This window comes from Xanthomonas sp. NCPPB 1067 (genome assembly GCF_020783795.1).
GTDB classification, from domain to species: Bacteria; Pseudomonadota; Gammaproteobacteria; order Xanthomonadales; family Xanthomonadaceae; genus Xanthomonas; species Xanthomonas melonis.
This window is the reverse complement of the sequence record NZ_JAJGQG010000014.1, coordinates 47,904-67,623: the sequence shown is the minus strand read 5'-3', so window position 1 is coordinate 67,623 and position 19,720 is coordinate 47,904. Positions and strand designations below refer to the sequence as shown.

Sequence of the window (19,720 nt, the reverse complement as noted above, 5' to 3'; positions counted from 1 at the left end):
TTGCGCCGCCGCGGTAGCGCGCGCAGATCCGCCGGCATCGCCTCGCGCTGACCGCACAGCGCAGGCTTTTCGTCCAGCGCGGTGCAGGCCGGTTGGGTTGCAGTGCCGATACATTCGCAGGCTGGGGAACGTTGCTGCGTTCGCACCGCCGGTCTGGTCATCTATGCACAGCGTGACCAGACTGGCAGCGTATCCGGTCGGCGTCCGCCGCTGCACATCGTTCGCAGACGCAGCTGCCGATGGAAACGCAGCTGGCGCGCATGCCGCTCACGATGCGCCTGTCCCCTTCAGACCCCGTGCGTCTTCGAGCCAGCACGCGATCGGCTGCGGAGCGTGCGCTATGCCGGCGTGCGTGTCTGGCGCAGGAGCTGCACATACGCGCTTACCGTGGCATCCAGCCCCTGATACAGCGCTTCGCCGATCAAGGCGTGGCCGATCGAGACCTCCAGCACTCCGGGGACATGGGCGAGAAAGTCGCCGAGGTTGGCCTGCGACAGGTCATGCCCGGCGTTGACGCCCAGTCCGTGCTGCGCGGCGCTGCGGGCGGCACGCGCGAACTCCGCCAATGCATCGGCCGGCTGCCCGTCTGCGTGCGCCTGCGCATAGGGCCCGGTGTACAACTCGATGCGGTCGGCTCCCAGGACGGCTGCCTGGCCGATCTGCACATTGCCGGCATCGACGAACAGGCTGACGCGGCTGCCCAGCGCCTTGAACACGGCGATCAACTCGCCCAGCCGGGCGGTGTCCTGTGCGAAGTCGAAGCCATGGTCGGAGGTGAGCTGACCGTCGCCGTCCGGTACCAGGGTGACCTGCTGCGGACGGGTGGCGCGGCACAGCTCCAGCAACCCCGGGTAGCCTGGACGTGGCGGCGCGAACGGATTGCCTTCGATGTTGAACTCGACACCGTGCTCGCGCGTGAGCGTGCTCAGCGCCAGCACATCGTCGGCGCGGATATGTCGCTGGTCCGGACGCGGATGCACGGTGATGCCATGTGCACCGGCAGCGATGCAGGCGCGCGCGGCCTGCACGACGTCCGGGTCGTGCCCGCCGCGCGAGTTACGCAGGACCGCGATCTTGTTGACGTTGACGCTGAGCTGGGTGGTCACGAGTGCATTCAGGCCTGCGGTTCGCCATCGCGGGCAGCTGCCAGCGCCGCGGCCTTGCGGGCCTCGGCCAGCTCGCGCAGGCGGCGCAGCTCGGCCGGGTCGATCATGCTGCTGGTATCGCGCTGGCTCTCGCCCATGCGCGAGGCGAACCAGCCGCGCGTCCACAGCAGCAACAGCACCAGCGCCGCCAGCAACGATGCGATCAACAGCCACATATGCGGCGTGCTGAACGCCAGCACCAGCGCCCCCAGTGCCATAAGCAGAAACAGCCAGTGCATGACGAGCTCCCCGTTGAGTGGCCGCAGTGTAGCGCCGCGCCGGATGCGGTTCCACGTGGGCGGCGACGGATGGGCGCGCGCGGCGAGCCGGGCCAGCCCGCCGTTGCGACATGGAAGCCGATGGCATGCAGATACCGCCTACGCCTGGCTGCCAGCCGCGCGGCGGTATCCGCAGTCACCTCACAGCAGCGGCGACAGCAATCTTGCGAAGGCTTCGGGCAGGCGTGAGCGCCACAACGGGCGCTGGCGGATGAAGCGCACTTCCTGCGCATCCTGCAGGTCGACATCGATCATGCCGGCCAGTTCGGCGGCCACTGTCTGATCGCGGAACAGCATCGACAGCTCGAAGTTCAGACGGAAGCTGCGGCTATCGAAATTTGCGCTGCCGACGATGCAGACATCGTCGTCGGCCAGCAGTGCCTTGGTGTGCAACATGCGCGGGCCGTATTCGTAGATGCGCACACCGGCCTCGAGCAGTTCGTCGAAGTACGAGCGCGCCGCATACGTCACCAGACGCGAATCGCTGATGCGCGGCACCAGCAGGCGCACGTCCAGCCCACCCAGTGCGGCCGAGGTCAGCGCCATCCGCGCGGCCTCACCGGGGACGAAGTACGGGGTGACCAGCCAGACCCGGTGCCTGGCCTCGTGAATCGTGGCCACCATGAGGCGGTGGATGGACTCCCACGAAGAATCAGGCCCGGAGACCAGCACCTGCGCATCGACCGTGCCCTGCGCACGGCTCGGCACGTCCCCGGGCCAGAGCTGCTGCCCGTGGAAGGCCGCGCGGCCCTGGCCGGTGGCGTAGAGCCAGTCTTCCAGGAATACCAGCTGCAGGCTGCGCACCACATGCCCTTGCAGCCGCACATGCAGGTCGCGATAGGCGTCGGGCCGCACCTGTTCGTTTTCTTCGTCGGTGACATTGATGCCGCCGGTGAAGCCGACCCGCCCATCGACCACCACCAGCTTGCGGTGGGTGCGCAGATTGAGCCACGGCCGCTTGAACGGCTTGAGGAACTGGGAGGGATGGAACCAGGCAGTTTCCACGCCCGCTTCGCGCAGCGTGCGCAGGACGCGCCGGGGCATCGCCGACGAGCCGATCGCATCCATCAGCAGGCGGACCTTCACGCCGGCGCGGGCGCGTTCCATCAAGGCATCGCAGATCGCGGTGCCGCTGTGGTCCGGCTGGAAGATGTAGTACTCCAGATGGATATGGTCGCGTGCGCCGCGGATCGCTTCGATGATGGCGGCATACGTCGCCGCGCCGTCCACCAGCCAGTGCACCTCGGTGGCACTGCTCGGCGCCAGGCCGGTGGTGGACTGGGCGATCTTGGCCAGCTCGGTGCAATCGGCGTCGGGCGGACACACGCTGCTGTAGCTCTCCATGCCCGAGCGTGAGCGACCGCGGCGCAAGCGCTGCCGTTTGACCTTCTGCGGCCCCAGCCAGTAGTAGATCAGCAGGCCGAGATAGGGCAGCGCCGCCAGCGACAGCACCCAGCTCAGCGTGGCCACCGGCTCGCGCTTCTGCAGCACGATCCAGGCGGCGATCCACAGCAGGTACAGCACATAGGCGGCCACGAGAAGCGCTTCGAGGTGGGGAAGGCTGGCCAGCCAATCCCACGCGCCCTGAGCAAGTGCAAGCATGCACGGATTCTACGGGGCGCACGCCGGCTTGCGATGATCAGGGCTTGACCAGCGCATCTGCCTTCAAACACATGCGCGCCGGTGCGGACGACCAACGTGCCGGCGCGATCGGACCTGCGGCAATCGCCGACAGCGTGCTGCAACCGTTCAACGGCACCAGCCTGTCATTCGACGTGGCCGTTGCTGCGCTGTTCCTGTTGGCGACCGCGCACCACGCGCCGACAGCCGAACGGGGCGCGCGTGCGCTTCGGAGCCGATGCCGGCGTTGGCACCACGGCGCGGGTGAGCAAGATCGCAACCCGCGGGATCAGAACAGGTCCAGTTGTGGCGTGTCCGGTCTGGGCGGACGGAACTGCGTGGTATCGAGCCGTGGCATTCGCCCGAATCCGAAGCGTCGATACGCAACCGAAAATCGCTGTGAAAGCAGCTGTGCGAAGGGGCCTTCGCCGACCATGCGCTTGCCGAAACTGCTGTCGTAGTCCTTGCCGCCACGCATCTGCTGGATCAGGCTCATCACATGCCTGGCGCGGTCGGGATAATGCAGTTCGAGCCACTCGCGCCACAGTTGCGTCAGCTCGTGCGGCAGGCGTAGCAACACGTATCCCGCCGAACACGCGCCGTGGGCTTTGGCTGCTTCCAGGATATGTTCGATTTCCCTGTCGTTGATCATCGGGATCACCGGCGCGACCAGCACGCCCACCGGTACCCCAGCGGCATGCAACGTGCGCATCGCCCGCAGCCGTGCATGCGGCGCCGCGGCGCGCGGCTCCATCTTCGCGGCAAGGCGGTTGTCGAGCGTGGTGACGGAAAAGTACACCGACACCAGGTTGTGCTGCGCCATCTCGGCCAGCACGTCGATATCGCGTTCGATCAACGCCGCCTTGGTGACGAAGCTGACAGGATGCCGGGCCTGCGCCAGCACCTCCAGGCATTGCCGGGAAATGCCGTGGCGCCGCTCTGTGGGCTGGTAGGCGTCGGTGTTGATCCCCAGCGCAATGGGCGAGCACTGGTAGGACGGGCGCGCGATCTCTGCACGCAACAGCGCTGCGGCGTTCGGCTTGGCGAAGATCCGCGTTTCGAAGTCCAGGCCCGGCGACAGATCCAGATAGGCATGCGACGGCCGGGCAAAGCAGTACACGCAGCCGTGCTCACACCCGCGGTAGGGATTGACCGACTGCGAGAACCCGATGTCGGGCGAGGAGTTGCGGCTGATGATGCTGCGCGCGATTTCCTCTGTCACCACGGTCTTGGGGACAATGGCGGTCTCGCCATCGGCATCGAGCGCGCCCCAGCCATCGTCTATCTCGACGGCGGTGGTGACCGCGAAGCGACCGGGCACGTAGGCGGTGGTGCCGCGCCCCTTGATGACCGTGCGCGAGCTGCGGACATCCCGATCGGCCCCATCGCTCGCGCCCGTTTGGAAGTTCCTGCTACGCATATCGTTAGTATTAATGCTAACGACCCGCATCGCAAGCAGGACACTGCCCCGGTCAAGCGGAGTGGCCTACGCCGCCCAACAGGTCGCCCCCCGCCCTCGAGCGCACCGCCCACCCGGATCGGCAACCAAGCCGTAACCTACAAAACGCCGATCAACCCGCTCCTACCAATCCCCAATCCCGGCTCCCGAATCACGGCCCCGCCCCATACAACGCCTGCGCCGACTGAAACAGGATCCAGCTGGTCGCGATGAACTTGTCGCCGCCGACCGGACGGTTGCCGCGGTGGGTGTGGGTGAAGGCGGTAGGCGCGATCAGCAGGCTGCCGGTGCGCGGGACGGCCTTGCGCTGCTGGAACAGGAATTCGGTTTCGCCCTGTTGGAAGTCGTCGTTGAGGTACAGCGTCCACAGCAGATGCCGATGCAGCGTCTCGGCACTGGCATCGCGCGGATACAGCTCGCAATGCCAGTACGGGTAGCCGCCCTGGTCGGCGAGGTACCACTGCAGATTGATCGCGCCCGGGCGCAGACAGGTGCGCGCCAGATCGCCCAGCGCCTGGTCGCTCATCCCTGCGATGTCCTCGGCCACCAGCCGGTGCGGTGTCCCGTCGGCGGTGGTGACCTGCAGCATCAACGGCGAGATCAGCGCCTGTGGGTATTGCCGCAGGTAGGTCAACACGCCTTCGAACACCGCCTGCTGGATGCGGCCCTCCACCGCCGCCCAGTCGGCGATACCGCTGATGCGCAGATCGCGGCTGTGTTTGAGTTCGGGAAACACGCCGCCGCCCACGCGGCCCGGGTGCAACTGCTGGCTGTCGCGCATGCGCTGCACGATCGCTGCGCAGTCGGCGGCCGAGAGCGCGTTGTCGGTGATCTGGATGAAGTCGGTCTGGCTCATGCGCACGACCATAGCAATCCGCCGTGCAGGCTGCACAGCCCGCTCGCGATGCCGCAGGCGTCGACGCCTGCGGCCTTGGTGACGGTGCATCGTGCTGCGGTGGGCTGTGGCGAGCGGCGTTCGCTTCACGCGGAGGGTGGCTGCAGGCCTCGCCCGGTAGCGCGATGCGCCGCTGCGGCGTCGGCCAGGTCGTGAGCTGCAGACGCAGCGGCAGACGGATGGCTGCGGTCGTCGTCGCCCGAGCCGCGCGCGGTGGGCGCGTCCAGCGCATGCCAGCGCAAAGAAAAACCCCGCCGTAGCGGGGTTCTTCATCATGCGCCTTGCGGTATCGATCAGAACTTGTAGTTGATCGAGGCAGCCAGGATGTTGCCCTGCACGTCGTAGCTGCCCGCCAGACGATCGCCGGTGGCGCTGCGGGTGTCGCTGGTCGGGTCGCTGACGAACAGGTGGGTGTAGCCGAAGTTGTACTCGGCCTGCTGCGACGGACGCCAGCTCAGACCCAGCGAGACCCACTTGCGGCTCGCATCCGGCACGCGCACATCGCGGTGTTCGGCGGTGGTCGGGGTCTGGTCGTAGGCCAGGCCGCCACGCAGGGTCAGCGTGTCGCTCATGCGGTAGTCGGCACCGATCGAGGCGAAGGTGGTGTCGCGGTAGGAAAAGTCCAGCAAGGTGTTGGGCTGGTTGGAGGCGAAGTCCACCGTCACCTGGTCGAACTTGCTCCAGGCGGTGCGGGTGACGTCGGCCATGATCGACCACTGCTCGTTCACGTTATGCGTGAAGCTGGCGGTGGCGCTGGCCGGCAGCTTGACGGTGGCGCGGCCCTTGGTGTCGACGAAGGTGCCGGGCGCGGCGCGACTCAGGACGGCGGCGGCGTTCGGCGGGGTGGTGAAGTCGGCAGTGCCGTCGGTGATCTTGTGTTCCACTTCCGAGCGGTAGCTGAAGCCGATGTGGGTGTTCTCGTCGATGCTGAACAGGCCACCCAGGGTGAAGCCCACTTCGGTGCTGTCGCCCTTGATGCGCGAGTAGCCGTCGGCGCTGCCCGGCGCGAAGCCCGGCACGCGGCGGGCAGCCAGGATGCTGCCGAAATCCACTGCATTGGCCAGGTCGATATCCAGACGCTCGGCGAACACCGAGGCACCGAAGGATACATACGGATTCACGTCGTAGGAGAACGCGACGTTGAGGTCGATCGCCTGCAGCTCGGTCTTGGTGCCGTGGTAGCGGCCCACCCAGTTGCGGTCGTATTCGGTCTTGAAGCCGAACGGCACGGTGAGCGAAGTGCCCAGGTGCATGTTGTCGTTCTCGCCGAACGGCACATGGAAGTACATCGCCGGGACCGGCGCGATCATGCCGGCATCGCCGCCATTGCCACCGGAGACCGGGGCGCCATTGGCGTAGGTGGCGGTATCGGGCTTGAACTTGGCCGAGAAGTGGATGGCGCTGACGTCGGCCTGGAACATGCGGCCGTCCAGCTGGCGCATGCCGGCCGGGTTGTTGGTGATGATCGAGGCGTCGTCCGGGGCGCTGCCCGAACCCGCGAATGCGCGGCCGAGGCCCTTGGCGCTGTTTTCCTTCAGCTGGAAGGCGGCAGCGTGCGCCTGGCCGACGGCCAGGACGCCGGCGATGCCGACGGCGAGCAGGGTGACGCGGCTGAGAGTGGAAGCAGTAGACATGAGTTGTTGCTCTCCGGATAAGGACTGCAATGGTCGATTCAGCGCCCGCGCCCAGCACCAATCCAGTGCCCGGAGCGCGCCGGAGACCCCCCCCGACATACGACGCCGTACGCAGTATACCCACCACAATTAACCGAACAATAACGGCCATTGCCGTCCAAACGCTGCCGGATTGGGGTTGGGTTCAGGCCCATGGACCGGCTATTGTGCTGCTCCGATGTTCGTCTCCCTGCCCTCCCGCAAGAAATCCACGCCACGCTGGGCGGTGCCGCTGCTGTTCGCCGCGGTCTGGCTGGCCTACCTGTGGTCGATCAGCCGGCCGGGCGAGGCGCGCAATACGCTGTGGCTGGATTGGGGTGCCCTGTCCAGCGGCGTCGCCAATCTGGGCGACTGGTGGGCGACGCTGCGCGACGGCAGTGTGCTGCGCCTGTTCACTGCGTTGTTCCTGCATGCCGACTGGTCGCATCTGCTGGGCAATCTGGTGTTCCTGCTGATCTTCGGCCTGCCGGCCGAACGCATCCTGGGACCGTGGCGGCTGGTGCTGCTGTTCCTGCTGGGCGGGGCCGCTTCCAACCTGGCGGCCATTTTCGCCATCGGCACGCCGGACCGGGTGATCATCGGCGCCTCCGGTGCGGTGTCGGCGTTGATCGGCACCTATCTGGCGCTGTTTCCCGGCGCCAAGCTCGGCGTGGTGTTGCCGCTGGGGCTGTTCCTGGAATTCATCCGCGTGCCGGCGCCGCTGCTGATCGGTGCGTGGGCGTTGCTGCAGGTGGTGTTCGCCTACATCGGCCCGGCGTTCGGCATGGTGGCCTGGTCGGCGCATATCGCCGGCTTCGTGTTCGGTATCGTCTATGGGCTGTACGTGCGCGCGGCGATCGCCCGGCGCCTGCGCAAGCGCCACGGGTTCTAGCGCGGAGCGACCGCCTCTGCGCGCCGCGCGCTACGTGCACAGCAGCGGCGCGCCTATAATCGGGCGCATGTCCAAGCCTCTGTACAAAGTCACCTTTCTCAACCACGGCAAGGTGTACGAGCTCTATGCGCGCGAAGTGACCGGCAGCCATCTGTGGGGCTTCAACCAGATCGGCGAGCTGGTGTTCGACGTGCACGACGGACTGGTGGTCGATCCCACCGAAGAGCGCCTGCGCGAAGAATTCGGCAACACCAAGACACTGCACCTGCCGATGCAGAGCATCGTGCGCATCGAGGAGGTGGAAAAGAAGGGCCAGTCGGTGATCCGCGATGCCACCACCGGCGACAAGGTGGTCACGCCGTTCCCGCTGCCGGGCAAGCCGCGCTGACGCGCATCGTGCTGCCCGACGCTCACCAGGGCGGTGCGTCAGCTGTCCTGCCTGTAGCGCCTGCACGGCCACGCGATACAGCTGTGGGGTGCGTTGGCTCCTGACCCCTGCGAATGGGCCGAACGGTTGGTCGACGCCGATGCGTTGAAGTACGGGTGATCGCGCAATTGGGATCCGCTCGTCACGGTCAGGTCCGCTCCTACCGACGCCTCGGGGTCCAACCCAGCCGGCGTTTTGATGGCCGGATGATCCCGGGATGTGTGCAGGCGGCGTGGCAGTGCCGACGCGTCTCGATCGGCCCGGCGCGCAGCGCGTGATTCACCCGCCACGCGCTGGCCGGATTACCTGGCCGGTTCGGCCGGCGCCGGCGCGGACGGTTCCACCGGCGGCACTGGCTTGGCCTTTTCAGCCGCTTCGCTCGGCTTGTCGGCAGGCTTGGGCTTGTCGGCCGCTGCCGGGCGCGCGGCGGCCGGCTTGGGCTCGGCGGCGGTCTTGGCGGCCTTGGCCTTCTGCGCGGCCTGCGCCTTGGCCTTGAGCGCGGCTTGCGCCTTGGCCGCCGAGCCGGGTTGCTTGAGTTCGGCCAGCGCCGCGGCGACCGGGCCGTCGCCTGGCAGCACGTCGCCGGCGGCATAGCCCTCCTCGCCCTCGGCGTCGCCGCGCAGGTGGCCTGGCAGGGTCGCTTCGCTGTAGTCGCTCAGGCTGGCCGGCACGTCCGCATCGCCCGGCTGCGGCTCGGGCATCAGCTGCACTTCCGGCACGATGCCGCTGGCCTGGATCGACTTGCCGCTGGGCGTGTAATAGCGCGCGGTGGTGAGCTTGACCGAATCGCCGTTGTCCAGCGGCAGCACGGTCTGCACCGAGCCCTTGCCGAAGGTGCGGCTGCCGATGATGCGTGCGCGCTGGTTGTCGCGCAGCGCGCCAGCCAGCACTTCGGAGGCGCTGGCCGAGCCGGCGTCCACCAGCACCACGACCGGGGCGCCGCCAAGCAGGTCGCCCGGGGTGGCATCGAACTTGGCATCGCTGATGGAGATGCGCCCGCGCGTGCTGACGATGTTGCCCTTGTCCAGCAGATCGTCGGCCACCTGCACTGCCGAGGTCAGCAGGCCGCCCGGGTTGCTGCGCAGGTCCAGCACCAGCCCGCGCAGCTTGCCGCCGGCCTGCAGCTGCTTGAGGTTCTTCTGGAAATCGGCGCCGGTGTCGGCCTGGAAGGTGCTGATGCGGATATAGCCGTAGCCCGGCTCCAGCACCTTGCTGCGCACGCTGGCCACGCGGATGGTCTGGCGTTGCAGGGTGACATCGAATGGCTTGGGTGCTTTGTCGCGCACGATGGTCAAGGTGACCTTGCTGCCGGATTCGCCGCGCAGCGGCTCCATCGCCTTGCTGGCGTCGATCGGCTTGCCGTCGATGGCCACGATCACATCGCCAGCGCGAATGCCGGCGCGCGCGGCCGGGGTGTCGTCGATGGGCGCGATCACCTTCAGCGTGTTGTCCGGCTGCTGCTGCAGCTCCACCCCGATGCCGTCGTATGCGCCACTGGCCTGTTCGTCGAAGGCTTCGGCGTCTTCCTTGTCGAAGTAGGTGCTGTGCGGATCCAGATCCGAGAGCAGCCCGCGGACTGCCGCATGCATCAGCTTCTTGTCTTCCACCGGGTCCACATAGGCCTGCTTGACCGCGTTGTACACCGCGACGAAACGGCGGATCTCGTCCAGCGGCACCTTGGAGACGGCAGCTTCGTTGGCTTGCGGATCGTCTGCGGCGGCCTGGGTGGCAGCGGCGGCAGGACGGTCGGTCTGCGCCCAACCAGGCGACGCGAACAAAGCCAGCGACAGGGCAACGGACAGGACGGCTACGCGCATGAAGCACTCCGACAAAGAGACGAGATGCCCCGCAGCGCGGAGCTGAGCGATTATGCGCGAAGCGGCGGTAAATCCGCGTTGAATCGCCGCCGTGCGCTGTGGCGACGATCGAGCGTCGATCCGCGGTCGGGCGATCGCGCATGCCGCGCAGGCCTGTCTGGCTTGCGTGCGGGCACGAATACGCCGCTCATGCCACGGCGCCGATGACAGACAGCGCCGCATGCGCGGCCGTGGCGCCGGGCAGCTGCCGAAGCTGCGCGCCCATGCGCCCGGCATGCGTGGACTAGCGCCGCTGCAACCAGCTCGATGGATCCACCGGCTGCCCGTTGCGGCGCAGTTCGAAATACAGCGCAGGCACGCCCTGCCCGCCAGAGCTGCCGACCTTGGCCACCGCGTCGCCGCGCTTGATCGACGCGCCGGCATCGCGCAACAAGGTGTCGTTGTGCGCGTACAGGCTCATGTAGCCGTTGCCGTGATCGACGATCATGATCATGCCGTAGCCGGTCATCCAGTCGGAGAACACCACGGTGCCGTCGGCCACCGCGGTGACCGTGCTGCCCTTGGGCGCGCCGATCAGCACGCCCTTGCTGGTGTGGCCATCGGGCAAGGTGGCGTTGAAGCGTGCCAGCAGATTGCCGGCCACCGGCCAGCTGAGTCCGCCCACCTTGGGCGCTGGCGCGCTGGCGACGACCTTGGGCGGGGTCTTGCCGGCGCGCTCGGGGCGCTCGGACTTGCCGCGCTTGGCCTGCGCGGCGGCTTCGGCGGCGGCGCGTCTGGCGGCAGCACGGCGTTCGGCTTCGGCCTTGGCAGCGGCGGCGCGCAAGTTGGCCAGTAGCTGCTCCAGTGCCTTGGCGTCCTGGCCCAGGGCTTTCTCGCGTTCGGCGCGTTGCTTGTAGCGGTCGTCCAGCTGGGCGACGGTGGCGGCCTGTTGCGAGCGATCCTTCTGCAGGGTTGCCGCCTGCGCCTTCTGCTGCGCGCGTGCGGCATCCAGCGCCTGACGGCGGCTGGCGATGTCCTGTTCCACCTTCGCCAACGCATCCAGCTGGGTGGTGAGCGCGTGGATCTGTTGTGCACGGGCGTTCTGCACATAGCGGTGATCGGCCAGCATGCGCGTGGCATCGCCGACCGTGTCCTGCGACAGCAAGACCTTCAGCGGCGCGTTGCGGCCGACCTGGTCGGCGGCGCGCAGCAGCGCCGCCAGCTGCGCGCGCTGGCGCTGCAGGCCCTGCTGCAGGCGCGCACGATCCTGCTGCAGCGTGGACAGGTGCTGTTCCTGCGTGCGCATCGCCGCTTCGGTCTCGCTGAGCGCGCGCGCGGTCCTGGCGACCTTTTCGTCGGCCTGCCGCAGTTGTTTGGCGGCGGTGCCGCGCTTGCCTTCCAGCTCGCGTCGATCGGCGCTGATGGTCTTCAGCTCATCGCGCAGCTGCTGCAGCTTGCGTTCGGTCTCGCGCTGGCTTTGCGCCGTGACAGCGGCGCTGCCCAGCAGCAGGCAGGCCAGCACGGCCGCCGACAACCACCGGCGGCCATGGCCAGTGGCACGGACGAGCGGCAGGTGCGGCAGCGGTGCGGGCGAAGGGGGCAACGAAAGGTCCAGTGACTTCAGGCAGATGCGCGATTGTAGCCAAGCGTGATGTGATCGCCGCCACGTCCCCGAACGCCACTGCCGCACGAGGTTCAGCATGAAGTCCCCGCATCTTCTCCTGGCGTTGTCCCTGGTCTGCACGAGCGCCTGGGCCGACGACGACATCAGCAAGGTCAACGGCCGCATCGGCGCCGAGGCCGGCAAGGTCTACGGCAACCTGGAAACGGTCAACGGCTCCATCGAGGTCGCCGCCGGCGCGCAGACCAAGGACGTGGAAACGGTGAACGGCGGTATCCAGATCGGCAACGGCGCACGCACCGGTGGCGTGTCCACGGTCAACGGCGGGATTTCCGTCGGCCAGAAAGTGATCGTGTCCGGCGGGCTGGAAACGGTCAACGGCAGCGTGCTGGTGGAGCGCGGCAGCCGAATCAGCGGCGGCGTGGAAACGGTCAATGGTGGTATCGGGCTGGTGGGCACCGACCTCGGCAAAGGCATCGAGACGGTCAACGGCGACATCACCGTGGGCGTCGATTCGCACGTGCACGGTGGTATCCAGGTCGAAAAACCGAACTTCAGTTTCGCATTCAAGCCGGCGCGCAAGCCGCGGGTGGTGATCGGCCCGAATGCCGTCGTCGATGGGCCGCTGCAGTTCGAACGCGAGGTGAGCCTGTACGTGCACCGCACCGCCAAGATCGGTGCGGTCAGCGGTGCCACCGCGCGCAGCTTCGACAGCGACGTGGCACCGCAGGACTGAAGCCCTCGCCCGTGCATGCGGGCAGACGGTGCCCGGCATGCACGCCACGCAGGGCCCATCGTGGCGTGCGGCGCCCAGGCAGGCGCCAGCGCCGCCCTGCGTGCGCGTCGCCAGCCGGTCGCCGGCCAGCGCCGTAATGGCCTGGCTGCCCTGCCCGACTGCGCGTCCAGCCGGTGATCGGCGGTACGTCCGGGGCGGCCAATCCCATGCTCACCTCGCCCTCCGCCGCACGTTCTAAGATCGGGGCCTGGTTGCACGAGGAATTCCGATGCCCCGCAAGATCCTGTTGTGCCTGTCCGCGAGCCTGGCCCTGGCCGGCTGCCAGCGCGACGCTGCCGATGCGCCGGCTGCACCGACGGCGCAAACACCCGCCGAGACCGCGCCCAGCGCACCGCCGAGTCGGCATGCGTTCTCGCCCGAGCTGACCCAAGGCGACTTCGCCGAGCTGGTCAAGACACTGGCTTCGGACGATTTCGAAGGCCGCGGTCCGGGCACTGCCGGCGAAGAAAAGACCGTCACCTATCTCCGCGACCAGATGCAGCGCATCGGCCTGCAGCCGGGCAATGGCGACAGCTGGTACCAGGAAGTGCCGATGGTGGAGACCACTGCCGATCCCGCCACCGCGCCCAGCCTGCGCAGCGGTGAGCGGACCCGCACGCTGGCCTTCGGTACCGACATCGTGGTGGGCACCCGCACCGGGCAGCCGGAGGTCAAGCTGGACAACAGCGAGCTGGTGTTCGTCGGCTATGGCGTGGATGCGCCCGAGCAGCAATGGAACGATTACGCCGGCCAGGACTGGAAGGGCAAGACGGTGGTGATGTTCGTCAACGACCCGGGCTTCCACAGCAACGACGCCAAGCTGTTCGACGGCAAGCGCATGACCTACTACGGGCGCTGGACCTACAAGTTCGAAGAAGCCGCGCGCAAGGGCGCGGCGGCGGCGTTGATCGTGCACGACACCCCTGGCGCCAGCTATGGCTGGGACGTGGTGAAGAACTCCTGGTCCGGTCCCCAGTACGACCTGCCAGCCAAGGAGGATCCGGATCCGCGGTTGCCGGTGCAGGGCTGGATCAGCGCCGAGACGGCCAAGCAGCTGTTCGCCGATGCCGGGCTGGATCTGGCGCAGGCTTACAAGGACGCCGGCAAGCGCGGCTTCAAGCCGGTGCCGTTGAAGGCCAGCTGGTCGGTGGATCTGAAGAGCAGCATCGCCGAAAAGACCTCGCGCAACGTGGTCGGCGTGCTGCCCGGCACCACCCATGCCGACGAGGCGGTGCTGTACATGGCGCACTGGGATCACCTGGGCAAGCATCCGGGCGAAAGCGGCGACAACATCTACAACGGCGCGGTCGACAACGCCACCGGCGTGGCCGGGATCCTGGAGATCGCCGACGCGTTCGCCCATCAGGAGCCCAGGCCGGAACGCTCGGTGGTGTTCGTGGCGGTCACGTTGGAGGAATCGGGCCTGCTCGGTTCCAAGTACTACGTCGCCAATCCGAGCTTTCCGCTGGACAAGATCGCCGCGGTGATCAATCTGGACGCGATGTCGGTGGCGGGGCGCGCGCGCGATGTGACCGTGGTGGGCATGGGCAGCTCGGAGCTGGAAGACATCCTCAAGCCGATCGCCGCGATGCAGGGCCGCAGCCTGCATGCCGAAGCCACGCCGGAAAGCGGCTCGTACTTTCGTTCGGACCACTTCAATTTCGCCAAGGCCGGCGTGCCGGCGCTGTATGCCGACGGCGGCGAGGACCTGCGCGAAGGCGGCACCGCTGCCGGACGCGCGGCGGCGCAGGACTATGGGCGCCACCGTTACCACGCACCCGGCGATCAGTACGATGCGGCCACCTGGAAACTCGACGGCACCATCGAAGACCTGCAGGCGGTGTATGGCGTGGGCAAGGAAGTGGCGGTCGGCGGTCGTTGGCCGAACTGGTATGCGGGCAACCCGTTCAAGGCGGCACGCGATAGCATGATGGCCGGCAAGCCGGGAGCGGGTGCACATGCCGCGTCGCAGCCAGGCGGGACGGAGACCGCAGCGCAGCGTAGCGCTCCGGCAGAAAGATCTGTGCCGCAGACTCGCTGAGCGAATCGATCGCCCAGCTTCGCCCTGCGGCGGAGCAGCCGGTGAGCGTTACGGTACGACGGCAGGGCGATGATGCAGCGGGCCTCCCTGGGAGGCCCGCTGTGTTCGTGCGTTGCGCCGCCTGCCATGCAATGCCCGGCAGCAGGTTATGTGCGCTGCCACCAGGCCGACAGCGACCGGCCGGGCAAACAGTGGCAGCACCGCCTCGGAGGCTTTCGCCAATGGCACGCGCCGTCACGCAGGACAGCACGCACCCGCGCATCAATCCTGTTCGGCGCTGACCACGTGGCCGTCTTCCGGGTCCACATGCAGTTCCACCTTCCGCCCGTCGCGCTTGGCATCGGCCTTCCACAGACCGTCCTTGAACTCCAGGTCGTGCACGTCGGAATAGCCGCCGGTGGAGAGGGCGGCGCGTACGTCCGCTTCGGTCAGGCGCGAGGTGGTCTGATCGCCGTAGATGCGGCCGGTGACCGGATCGATGTGCACGTCGACATCCTTGCCATCGCCGCTGCGTGCGTCTGCCGTCCACACGCCGTGTTCGAACTTGACGTCGTGCACCTTGGTGTAGCCCTTGGCGGTCAGCATGCGGGTGACCTCGTTGCTGGTCAGTGCTTTGGCCGGTTTGTCGGCCGCCTGCGCGACCGTCGCGTACGAGGCCAGCGCCAGCGCTCCGACCAAGGCGGTTTTCATCAATCGCTGCGTCATCGTCGTGCTCCTCACAGTGAAGTGCGCCGATGCTGAGCCTGCCGCAATCGATGGCAGGTGAAAAACGCAGAACGGCTGCAGAGGAAGTTCATGCAGCTGAAATCGGCGTGATCCTCGCTGTCGTTCTCTGCGTGGTGATGACATGCAGGTCCAGGCATCCGAACCGGTACCGCCAGCCTGCGCCAACAGGGATCGGCCACCGCTGCGTGGCCACGACCGAAGAGCCGCCTTGCGGCGGCTCTCCTCGTTCTGCATCACTTGTCCTCAGCGCTTGGAACGCATGACGCCGGCTGCGCGTGTCGTTCGCGTCGCCTGCGGCGACAGGATCGACATCTGCGGCTTGGCGGTCCCGTCCTTGTTGGGGTGCACGTTGTAGGCGTAGGAAAGATTCCACCACGAGCCGGCCGCCCACCAGGTCCAGCCCAACCACACATCGGCGTTGGTATCCAGGAAGGCGAGCATGCCCTGCAGTGCCTGGTTGCACACTGCATTGTTGGCGGTACCGAACTCGGCCAGAAAACCGCGCTTGTTATGGATGCGCAGCCACTGGGTGAAGTTGCGCAGGCGATCGGCACCGATGGTGGGGCTGACGCAAACGCTGCTGGTACCGCTGGAATCGGCGTCCAGATACTGATGCACTTCGAAGGCGTACCGATTGAGCGGGTCGTAGATGGAGGCCAGTGCAACGGCGTTGGAGTACCCATCGCTGGTCGGCGAATACCAGCTGTGCGCACCGGTCCACGACGCCCCCGGCACCAGGATCAGATTATCGGCACCGGTGGCACGGATGGTGTCGATGGCTGCCTGTGCGGCGCCGGCCCACTGACTGGACGAGATGTTGTAAGGCTCGTTCATCAGCCCGAAGATCACTGCGTTGTCGCCTTTGAACACCAGCGCCAGGCGACGCCACAGATCGGTGAAGGTGGCAACCGGAACTTCCGGCCCGCCGATCAGGTAGCCGTAGTACTTGGCGTAGTTATGGATATCCAGCACCAGATACATGCCCGATGCCTTGGCGCGTGCCACCGCCTGTTGCACCAGCGCCAGTTGCGCCGGATCCAGCTCGCCGCGCGCGCTGGGCTGCAGGCGTTCCCACAGGATGGGAAGGCGCACGGTATTCATGCCGACGCCGGCGAAATAACTGTAATCGCTGGCCGAGGCGTACATGTAATCCTTGTTGAGGACCCCGGGTTTTTTCGAGGAAGCGAACTCCGCGCCGGACAGATTGACGCCGGCATACGTGAGCGCGCGGGTTTGTGCCTGCACCTGCGGCAACATGCCGAGCAGAAGCAGCAACAGGACGCAGCGAACGATGCCGCGTGGCGGGACAGAAACGACAGACATGGAAAGACTCCTGGCGACGAGGTGGGGGATGCGTCGCAGCTGATTGCGTACGATCTGCGCGCAGTGCGGCGCATCGATGCACAGCAGTGCATCGGCCGTGCCTAAACGTCGTGTTCACTGAACGCGGCTGAATGTGTGGATTCATCCGCAGTCATTAAGTGCCTAGAGCACGCTTGTCGTAGGGCGCTGGTACGCTCGAGGCGGATGGCGCGATGCCACGTCAGCGGCATCGCGGCAAAGGCCGTACCTGCGTCAGCAACCGGGCGTATGGATGCGCCTGCTGTCGGTGCGGTGACGCCGGCCTACCGACGCGCGGCGCAGGCGACAGGCGCGGTGGTCACCGCGCCTGCGTGTCCCCGGAACGTGTCGTCTACCTGGCGCGTCGCGCGGCGCGCGCGCTCAGCAGTGCCATCTGCGGTTTGTCGCGCCCCTGGGCGTCGGGATGCACGTTGAACGGATAACCTGCCCTCCACCACGCGCCGGCAGCCCACCATGTCCAGCCCAACCAGACATCGCCATTGCCCTCCAGATACCCCAACATGCCTTCCAGTGCGCGATTGCAGGTGACGTTGTTGGCGGTGCCGAATTCGCCCAGAAAGCCGCGCTTGCGGTGGATGCGCAACCATTGGGTAAAACTGCGCAAGCGCTCCACGCCGACGGTAGCGCTGACGCAGCCGGCGGTGGTGCCGCTGGAATCGGCATCCAGATACTGATGCACCTCGATGGCATAGCGGTTCAGCGGATCGTTGATGGACGCCATGGCCACCGCGTTGGATTGGCCGGCAACGGTCGAGTACCAACTGTGCGCCCCGCTCCACAGCGCGCCCGGTACCAGGATCAGGTTATTGGCGCCGGTCTTGCGAATCGTGTCGATGGATGCCTGTGCGGCGCCGGCCCAGGCGCGTGGATCGATACCGTAAGGCTCGTTCATCAGGCCGAAGATCACGCTGTTGTCGTTCTTGAAGGCGAGGGCCAGCCGCCGCCATAGATCGGCGAAGGTGGCGATCGGTACGCGCGTGCTGCCGATCTTCTGCCCGTAGTATCTGGCGTAATTGTGCACGTCCAGGATCAAATACATCTTGGACGCCTTGGCGTTGGCGACGGCCTGCCGGATCGAGGCCAGCTGCGCTGGATCCAGTGCACCGCCGGCCCTGGGCTGCAGGCGCTCCCACAGAATGGGCAAGCGGATCGTGTTCATCTGCTTGCCGGCGAAGTAGTCGTACTCATCGGCGTCGGGATAGCGGTAGTCGACGCCGGCGATGCCGGGTTTTTGCGAGGATTTGATCTCTGCGCCAGAGAGATTGACGCCGACGAACTTCAGCCGGTTGCCGCTCTGTGCCTGCGCCAACGGCATGAGGACGAGCAACAGCAGCAGCAACGACACGCGCGCGCAGCCAAGCAGCCGGCGCAACCGGGTGGAGAAAGAGAACATGGGCACTCCTGATACATGCGGGGGAGATGCAGCGCCGTGGCCTGGATCTGCACTCGGCATCGCGACACCGCACCACTGCTCAGCCTAAGCGCACGCGCATCGGCAAACTACGCATGCGAGGTATCGCAGCGGCAAGCTGTGCAGCACTTCTCAGTCGAACTGCCGACGCCGTGCGGTGATGCATGCAGGCCGCGCATGGCAATACCCGATGCGCGCAGCAAGTCTGGAGTCGATTGCCCATCGCGGCGCCGTTGCGGATACCGCTGGCTCGATAAGGCGTGTGTCGGTGCGCAGATGCGCGGTGCGTAGATGTGCCGTCGCGTCCTGCCACTGGCCGCGTGTCGCCCGTCGCAGCCGCAGCGGCTAGGCTGCGGCCAGTCAGACGGGCAAGGCGACGGGTTATCTGGCGGCGCGCTGCGCGTACTTGCTCAGGATCTTCATCTGCGGCTTGTCGCTGCCGTCCTTGCCCGGCTGTACGGTGAAGGGGTAGTCGGGCTTCCACCACGCGCCGGCCGCCCACCAGGTCCAGCCCAGCCACACATCGCTGTTCTTTTCCATGTAGGTCAGCATGCCTTCCAGCGCCTTGTTGCAGACCGGATTGTCGGCAGTGGCGAATTCGCCCAGGAAGCCCTTCTGCTTGTTCTCGCGCAGCCAGGCGGTGAAGCCACGCAGTTTCTCCTCGCCCACGGTCTCGCTGGTGCACACCGGCTTGGTGCCGCTGTAGTCGCCATCCAGGTACTGGTGTGCCTCGAATGCCAGATGATTGCCGGGATCCTTGAGTACCTGCAGCGCCTTGGCGTTGGAGACGCCATAACTGGTGCTGCGCCAGCTATGCGCACCGGTGTAGGCGGTGCCGGGCACCAGGATCAGGTTGTTCGCGCCGGTCTTGCGGATGGCGTTGATCGCCGCCTGCGCGGCGTTGGCCCAGTCCGGCGCGGAAATGCCATTGGGCTCGTTCATCAGCCCGAAGATCACCGCCTTCTCGCCCTTGAATTCCAGCGCCAGCCGTCGCCACAGGTCCGCCACGGCGGTCGCTGGCGCCTCGTCGCTGCCGATGCGCTTGCCGTTGTACTTGGCGTAGTTGTGCAGATCCAGGATCAGCACCTGCTTGTTGGCCTTGGCGGCGGCGAGCGATTTCCTGATCAGCCCGAGCTGGGTCTGATCCAGCGGGCCGTTGAGCGTGGGCTGCACGCGTTCCCACAGAAATGGCAGGCGAATCGTGTTCATGCCCTTGCCGGCGAAATAGCTGAAATCCGCGGCGCTGGGGTAGGTATAGTCCTTGAACAGGGTGCCGGGCTTCTTGCGCGAATTGAATTCCGCACCGGACAGGTTGACGCCAACATATTTCAGGCCGGTAGACGCCTTGTGCGGGCTATCGGGCTCCTTGGCGTGGACCAGCGGCACCGCCGCCAGCAGCGAGAGCGCCAGTGCAGCAAGACGCAGGCGGGCAAGGTGTGGGGGAGCGCGGAACATGGAAGCCTCCTTCGGCATCGACGTGGGGCCGCAGGGGGAGGGCACGGCCAGGGGGGATGGTGCAGCGCGAACCGCACCTGCGTCAGCCTAGAAGCTCCGGCGTTAGCGCGTCATTCACGCGGGCGTGCCTGCATCGGGTCGTGCGCGCCCTGCACACGCCGTGTC

16 protein-coding genes are annotated in these 19,720 nt (G+C 66.9%); 4 read left to right on the top strand and 12 right to left on the bottom strand.

Going from position 1 to position 19,720, the window contains the following annotated elements; genetic code table 11:
• Positions 1-338: 338 nt before the first annotated feature.
• The 6 genes from LL962_RS12285 to LL962_RS12260 form a co-directional block, all read right to left on the bottom strand.
• Positions 339-1,106 carry a pyridoxine 5'-phosphate synthase gene (locus LL962_RS12285; RefSeq protein WP_228317088.1) on the bottom strand — a complete coding sequence of 256 codons (768 nt, stop codon included), beginning with the start codon at positions 1,104-1,106 and terminating at the stop codon, positions 339-341.
• 8 nt (positions 1,107-1,114) lie between these two features.
• Positions 1,115-1,384, bottom strand: a complete 270-nt coding sequence (locus LL962_RS12280) for a hypothetical protein (protein WP_104588191.1) — start codon at positions 1,382-1,384, stop codon at positions 1,115-1,117.
• 180 nt (positions 1,385-1,564) lie between these two features.
• Positions 1,565-3,025 carry a cardiolipin synthase gene (gene cls, locus LL962_RS12275; RefSeq protein WP_228317087.1) on the bottom strand — a complete coding sequence of 487 codons (1,461 nt, stop codon included), beginning with the start codon at positions 3,023-3,025 and terminating at the stop codon, positions 1,565-1,567.
• A gap of 307 nt (positions 3,026-3,332) precedes the next feature.
• On the bottom strand, positions 3,333-4,463 hold the full coding sequence (locus LL962_RS12270; protein ID WP_228317086.1) for a PA0069 family radical SAM protein: 1,131 nt from the start codon (positions 4,461-4,463) through the stop codon (positions 3,333-3,335).
• A gap of 190 nt (positions 4,464-4,653) precedes the next feature.
• Entirely contained in the window at positions 4,654-5,358 is a 705-nt protein-coding gene (locus LL962_RS12265; protein WP_104588246.1) for a 2OG-Fe(II) oxygenase, read from the bottom strand.
• Positions 5,359-5,690: 332 nt separating this feature from the next.
• Positions 5,691-7,031 (bottom strand): outer membrane protein transport protein, encoded by a 1,341-nt coding sequence (locus LL962_RS12260; protein ID WP_228317085.1) that lies wholly within the window; start codon positions 7,029-7,031, stop codon positions 5,691-5,693.
• A gap of 217 nt (positions 7,032-7,248) precedes the next feature.
• On the opposite strand from LL962_RS12260, the gene LL962_RS12255 reads away from it, so the two are divergent.
• Both LL962_RS12255 and LL962_RS12250 read left to right on the top strand, forming a co-directional pair.
• The gene (locus tag LL962_RS12255; RefSeq protein ID WP_228317084.1) at positions 7,249-7,941 is read left to right on the top strand and encodes a rhomboid family intramembrane serine protease; all 693 of its coding nucleotides are present in this window, start codon (positions 7,249-7,251) and stop codon (positions 7,939-7,941) included.
• A gap of 67 nt (positions 7,942-8,008) precedes the next feature.
• A complete protein-coding gene (locus tag LL962_RS12250) occupies positions 8,009-8,329 on the top strand; it encodes a DUF1820 family protein (protein ID WP_228317083.1) in 321 nt (106 codons plus the stop codon).
• A gap of 341 nt (positions 8,330-8,670) precedes the next feature.
• On the opposite strand, the gene LL962_RS12245 is transcribed toward LL962_RS12250, so the two are convergent.
• Both LL962_RS12245 and LL962_RS12240 read right to left on the bottom strand, forming a co-directional pair.
• Positions 8,671-10,185, bottom strand: a complete 1,515-nt coding sequence (locus tag LL962_RS12245) for a S41 family peptidase (RefSeq protein ID WP_228317082.1) — start codon at positions 10,183-10,185, stop codon at positions 8,671-8,673.
• A gap of 283 nt (positions 10,186-10,468) precedes the next feature.
• Positions 10,469-11,767, bottom strand: a complete 1,299-nt coding sequence (locus tag LL962_RS12240; RefSeq protein WP_228317081.1) for a murein hydrolase activator EnvC family protein — start codon at positions 11,765-11,767, stop codon at positions 10,469-10,471.
• A 97-nt stretch (positions 11,768-11,864) separates the two neighbouring features.
• Here LL962_RS12240 and LL962_RS12235 point away from each other — a divergent pair, with 97 nt between their 5' ends.
• Together LL962_RS12235 and LL962_RS12230 are read left to right on the top strand one after the other, a co-directional pair.
• On the top strand, positions 11,865-12,521 hold the full coding sequence (locus tag LL962_RS12235) for a hypothetical protein (RefSeq protein ID WP_104588184.1): 657 nt from the start codon (positions 11,865-11,867) through the stop codon (positions 12,519-12,521).
• 268 nt (positions 12,522-12,789) lie between these two features.
• Positions 12,790-14,601, top strand: a complete 1,812-nt coding sequence (locus LL962_RS12230; protein WP_228317080.1) for a M28 family metallopeptidase — start codon at positions 12,790-12,792, stop codon at positions 14,599-14,601.
• A 261-nt stretch (positions 14,602-14,862) separates the two neighbouring features.
• Here the strand turns inward: LL962_RS12230 and LL962_RS12225 are convergent, their stop codons facing one another.
• From LL962_RS12225 to LL962_RS12210, 4 genes are all read right to left on the bottom strand, one after another.
• A complete protein-coding gene (locus LL962_RS12225) occupies positions 14,863-15,306 on the bottom strand; it encodes a PepSY domain-containing protein (RefSeq protein ID WP_228317079.1) in 444 nt (147 codons plus the stop codon).
• Positions 15,307-15,570: 264 nt separating this feature from the next.
• Positions 15,571-16,650, bottom strand: coding sequence for a glycoside hydrolase family 5 protein (locus tag LL962_RS12220; protein ID WP_228317078.1), 1,080 nt, complete (start codon positions 16,648-16,650; stop codon positions 15,571-15,573).
• A gap of 370 nt (positions 16,651-17,020) precedes the next feature.
• Positions 17,021-18,016, bottom strand: coding sequence for a glycoside hydrolase family 5 protein (locus LL962_RS12215; RefSeq protein WP_228317115.1), 996 nt, complete (start codon positions 18,014-18,016; stop codon positions 17,021-17,023).
• Between the two features lie 465 nt (positions 18,017-18,481).
• On the bottom strand, positions 18,482-19,555 hold the full coding sequence (locus LL962_RS12210; protein WP_228317077.1) for a glycoside hydrolase family 5 protein: 1,074 nt from the start codon (positions 19,553-19,555) through the stop codon (positions 18,482-18,484).
• Positions 19,556-19,720: the final 165 nt, after the last annotated feature.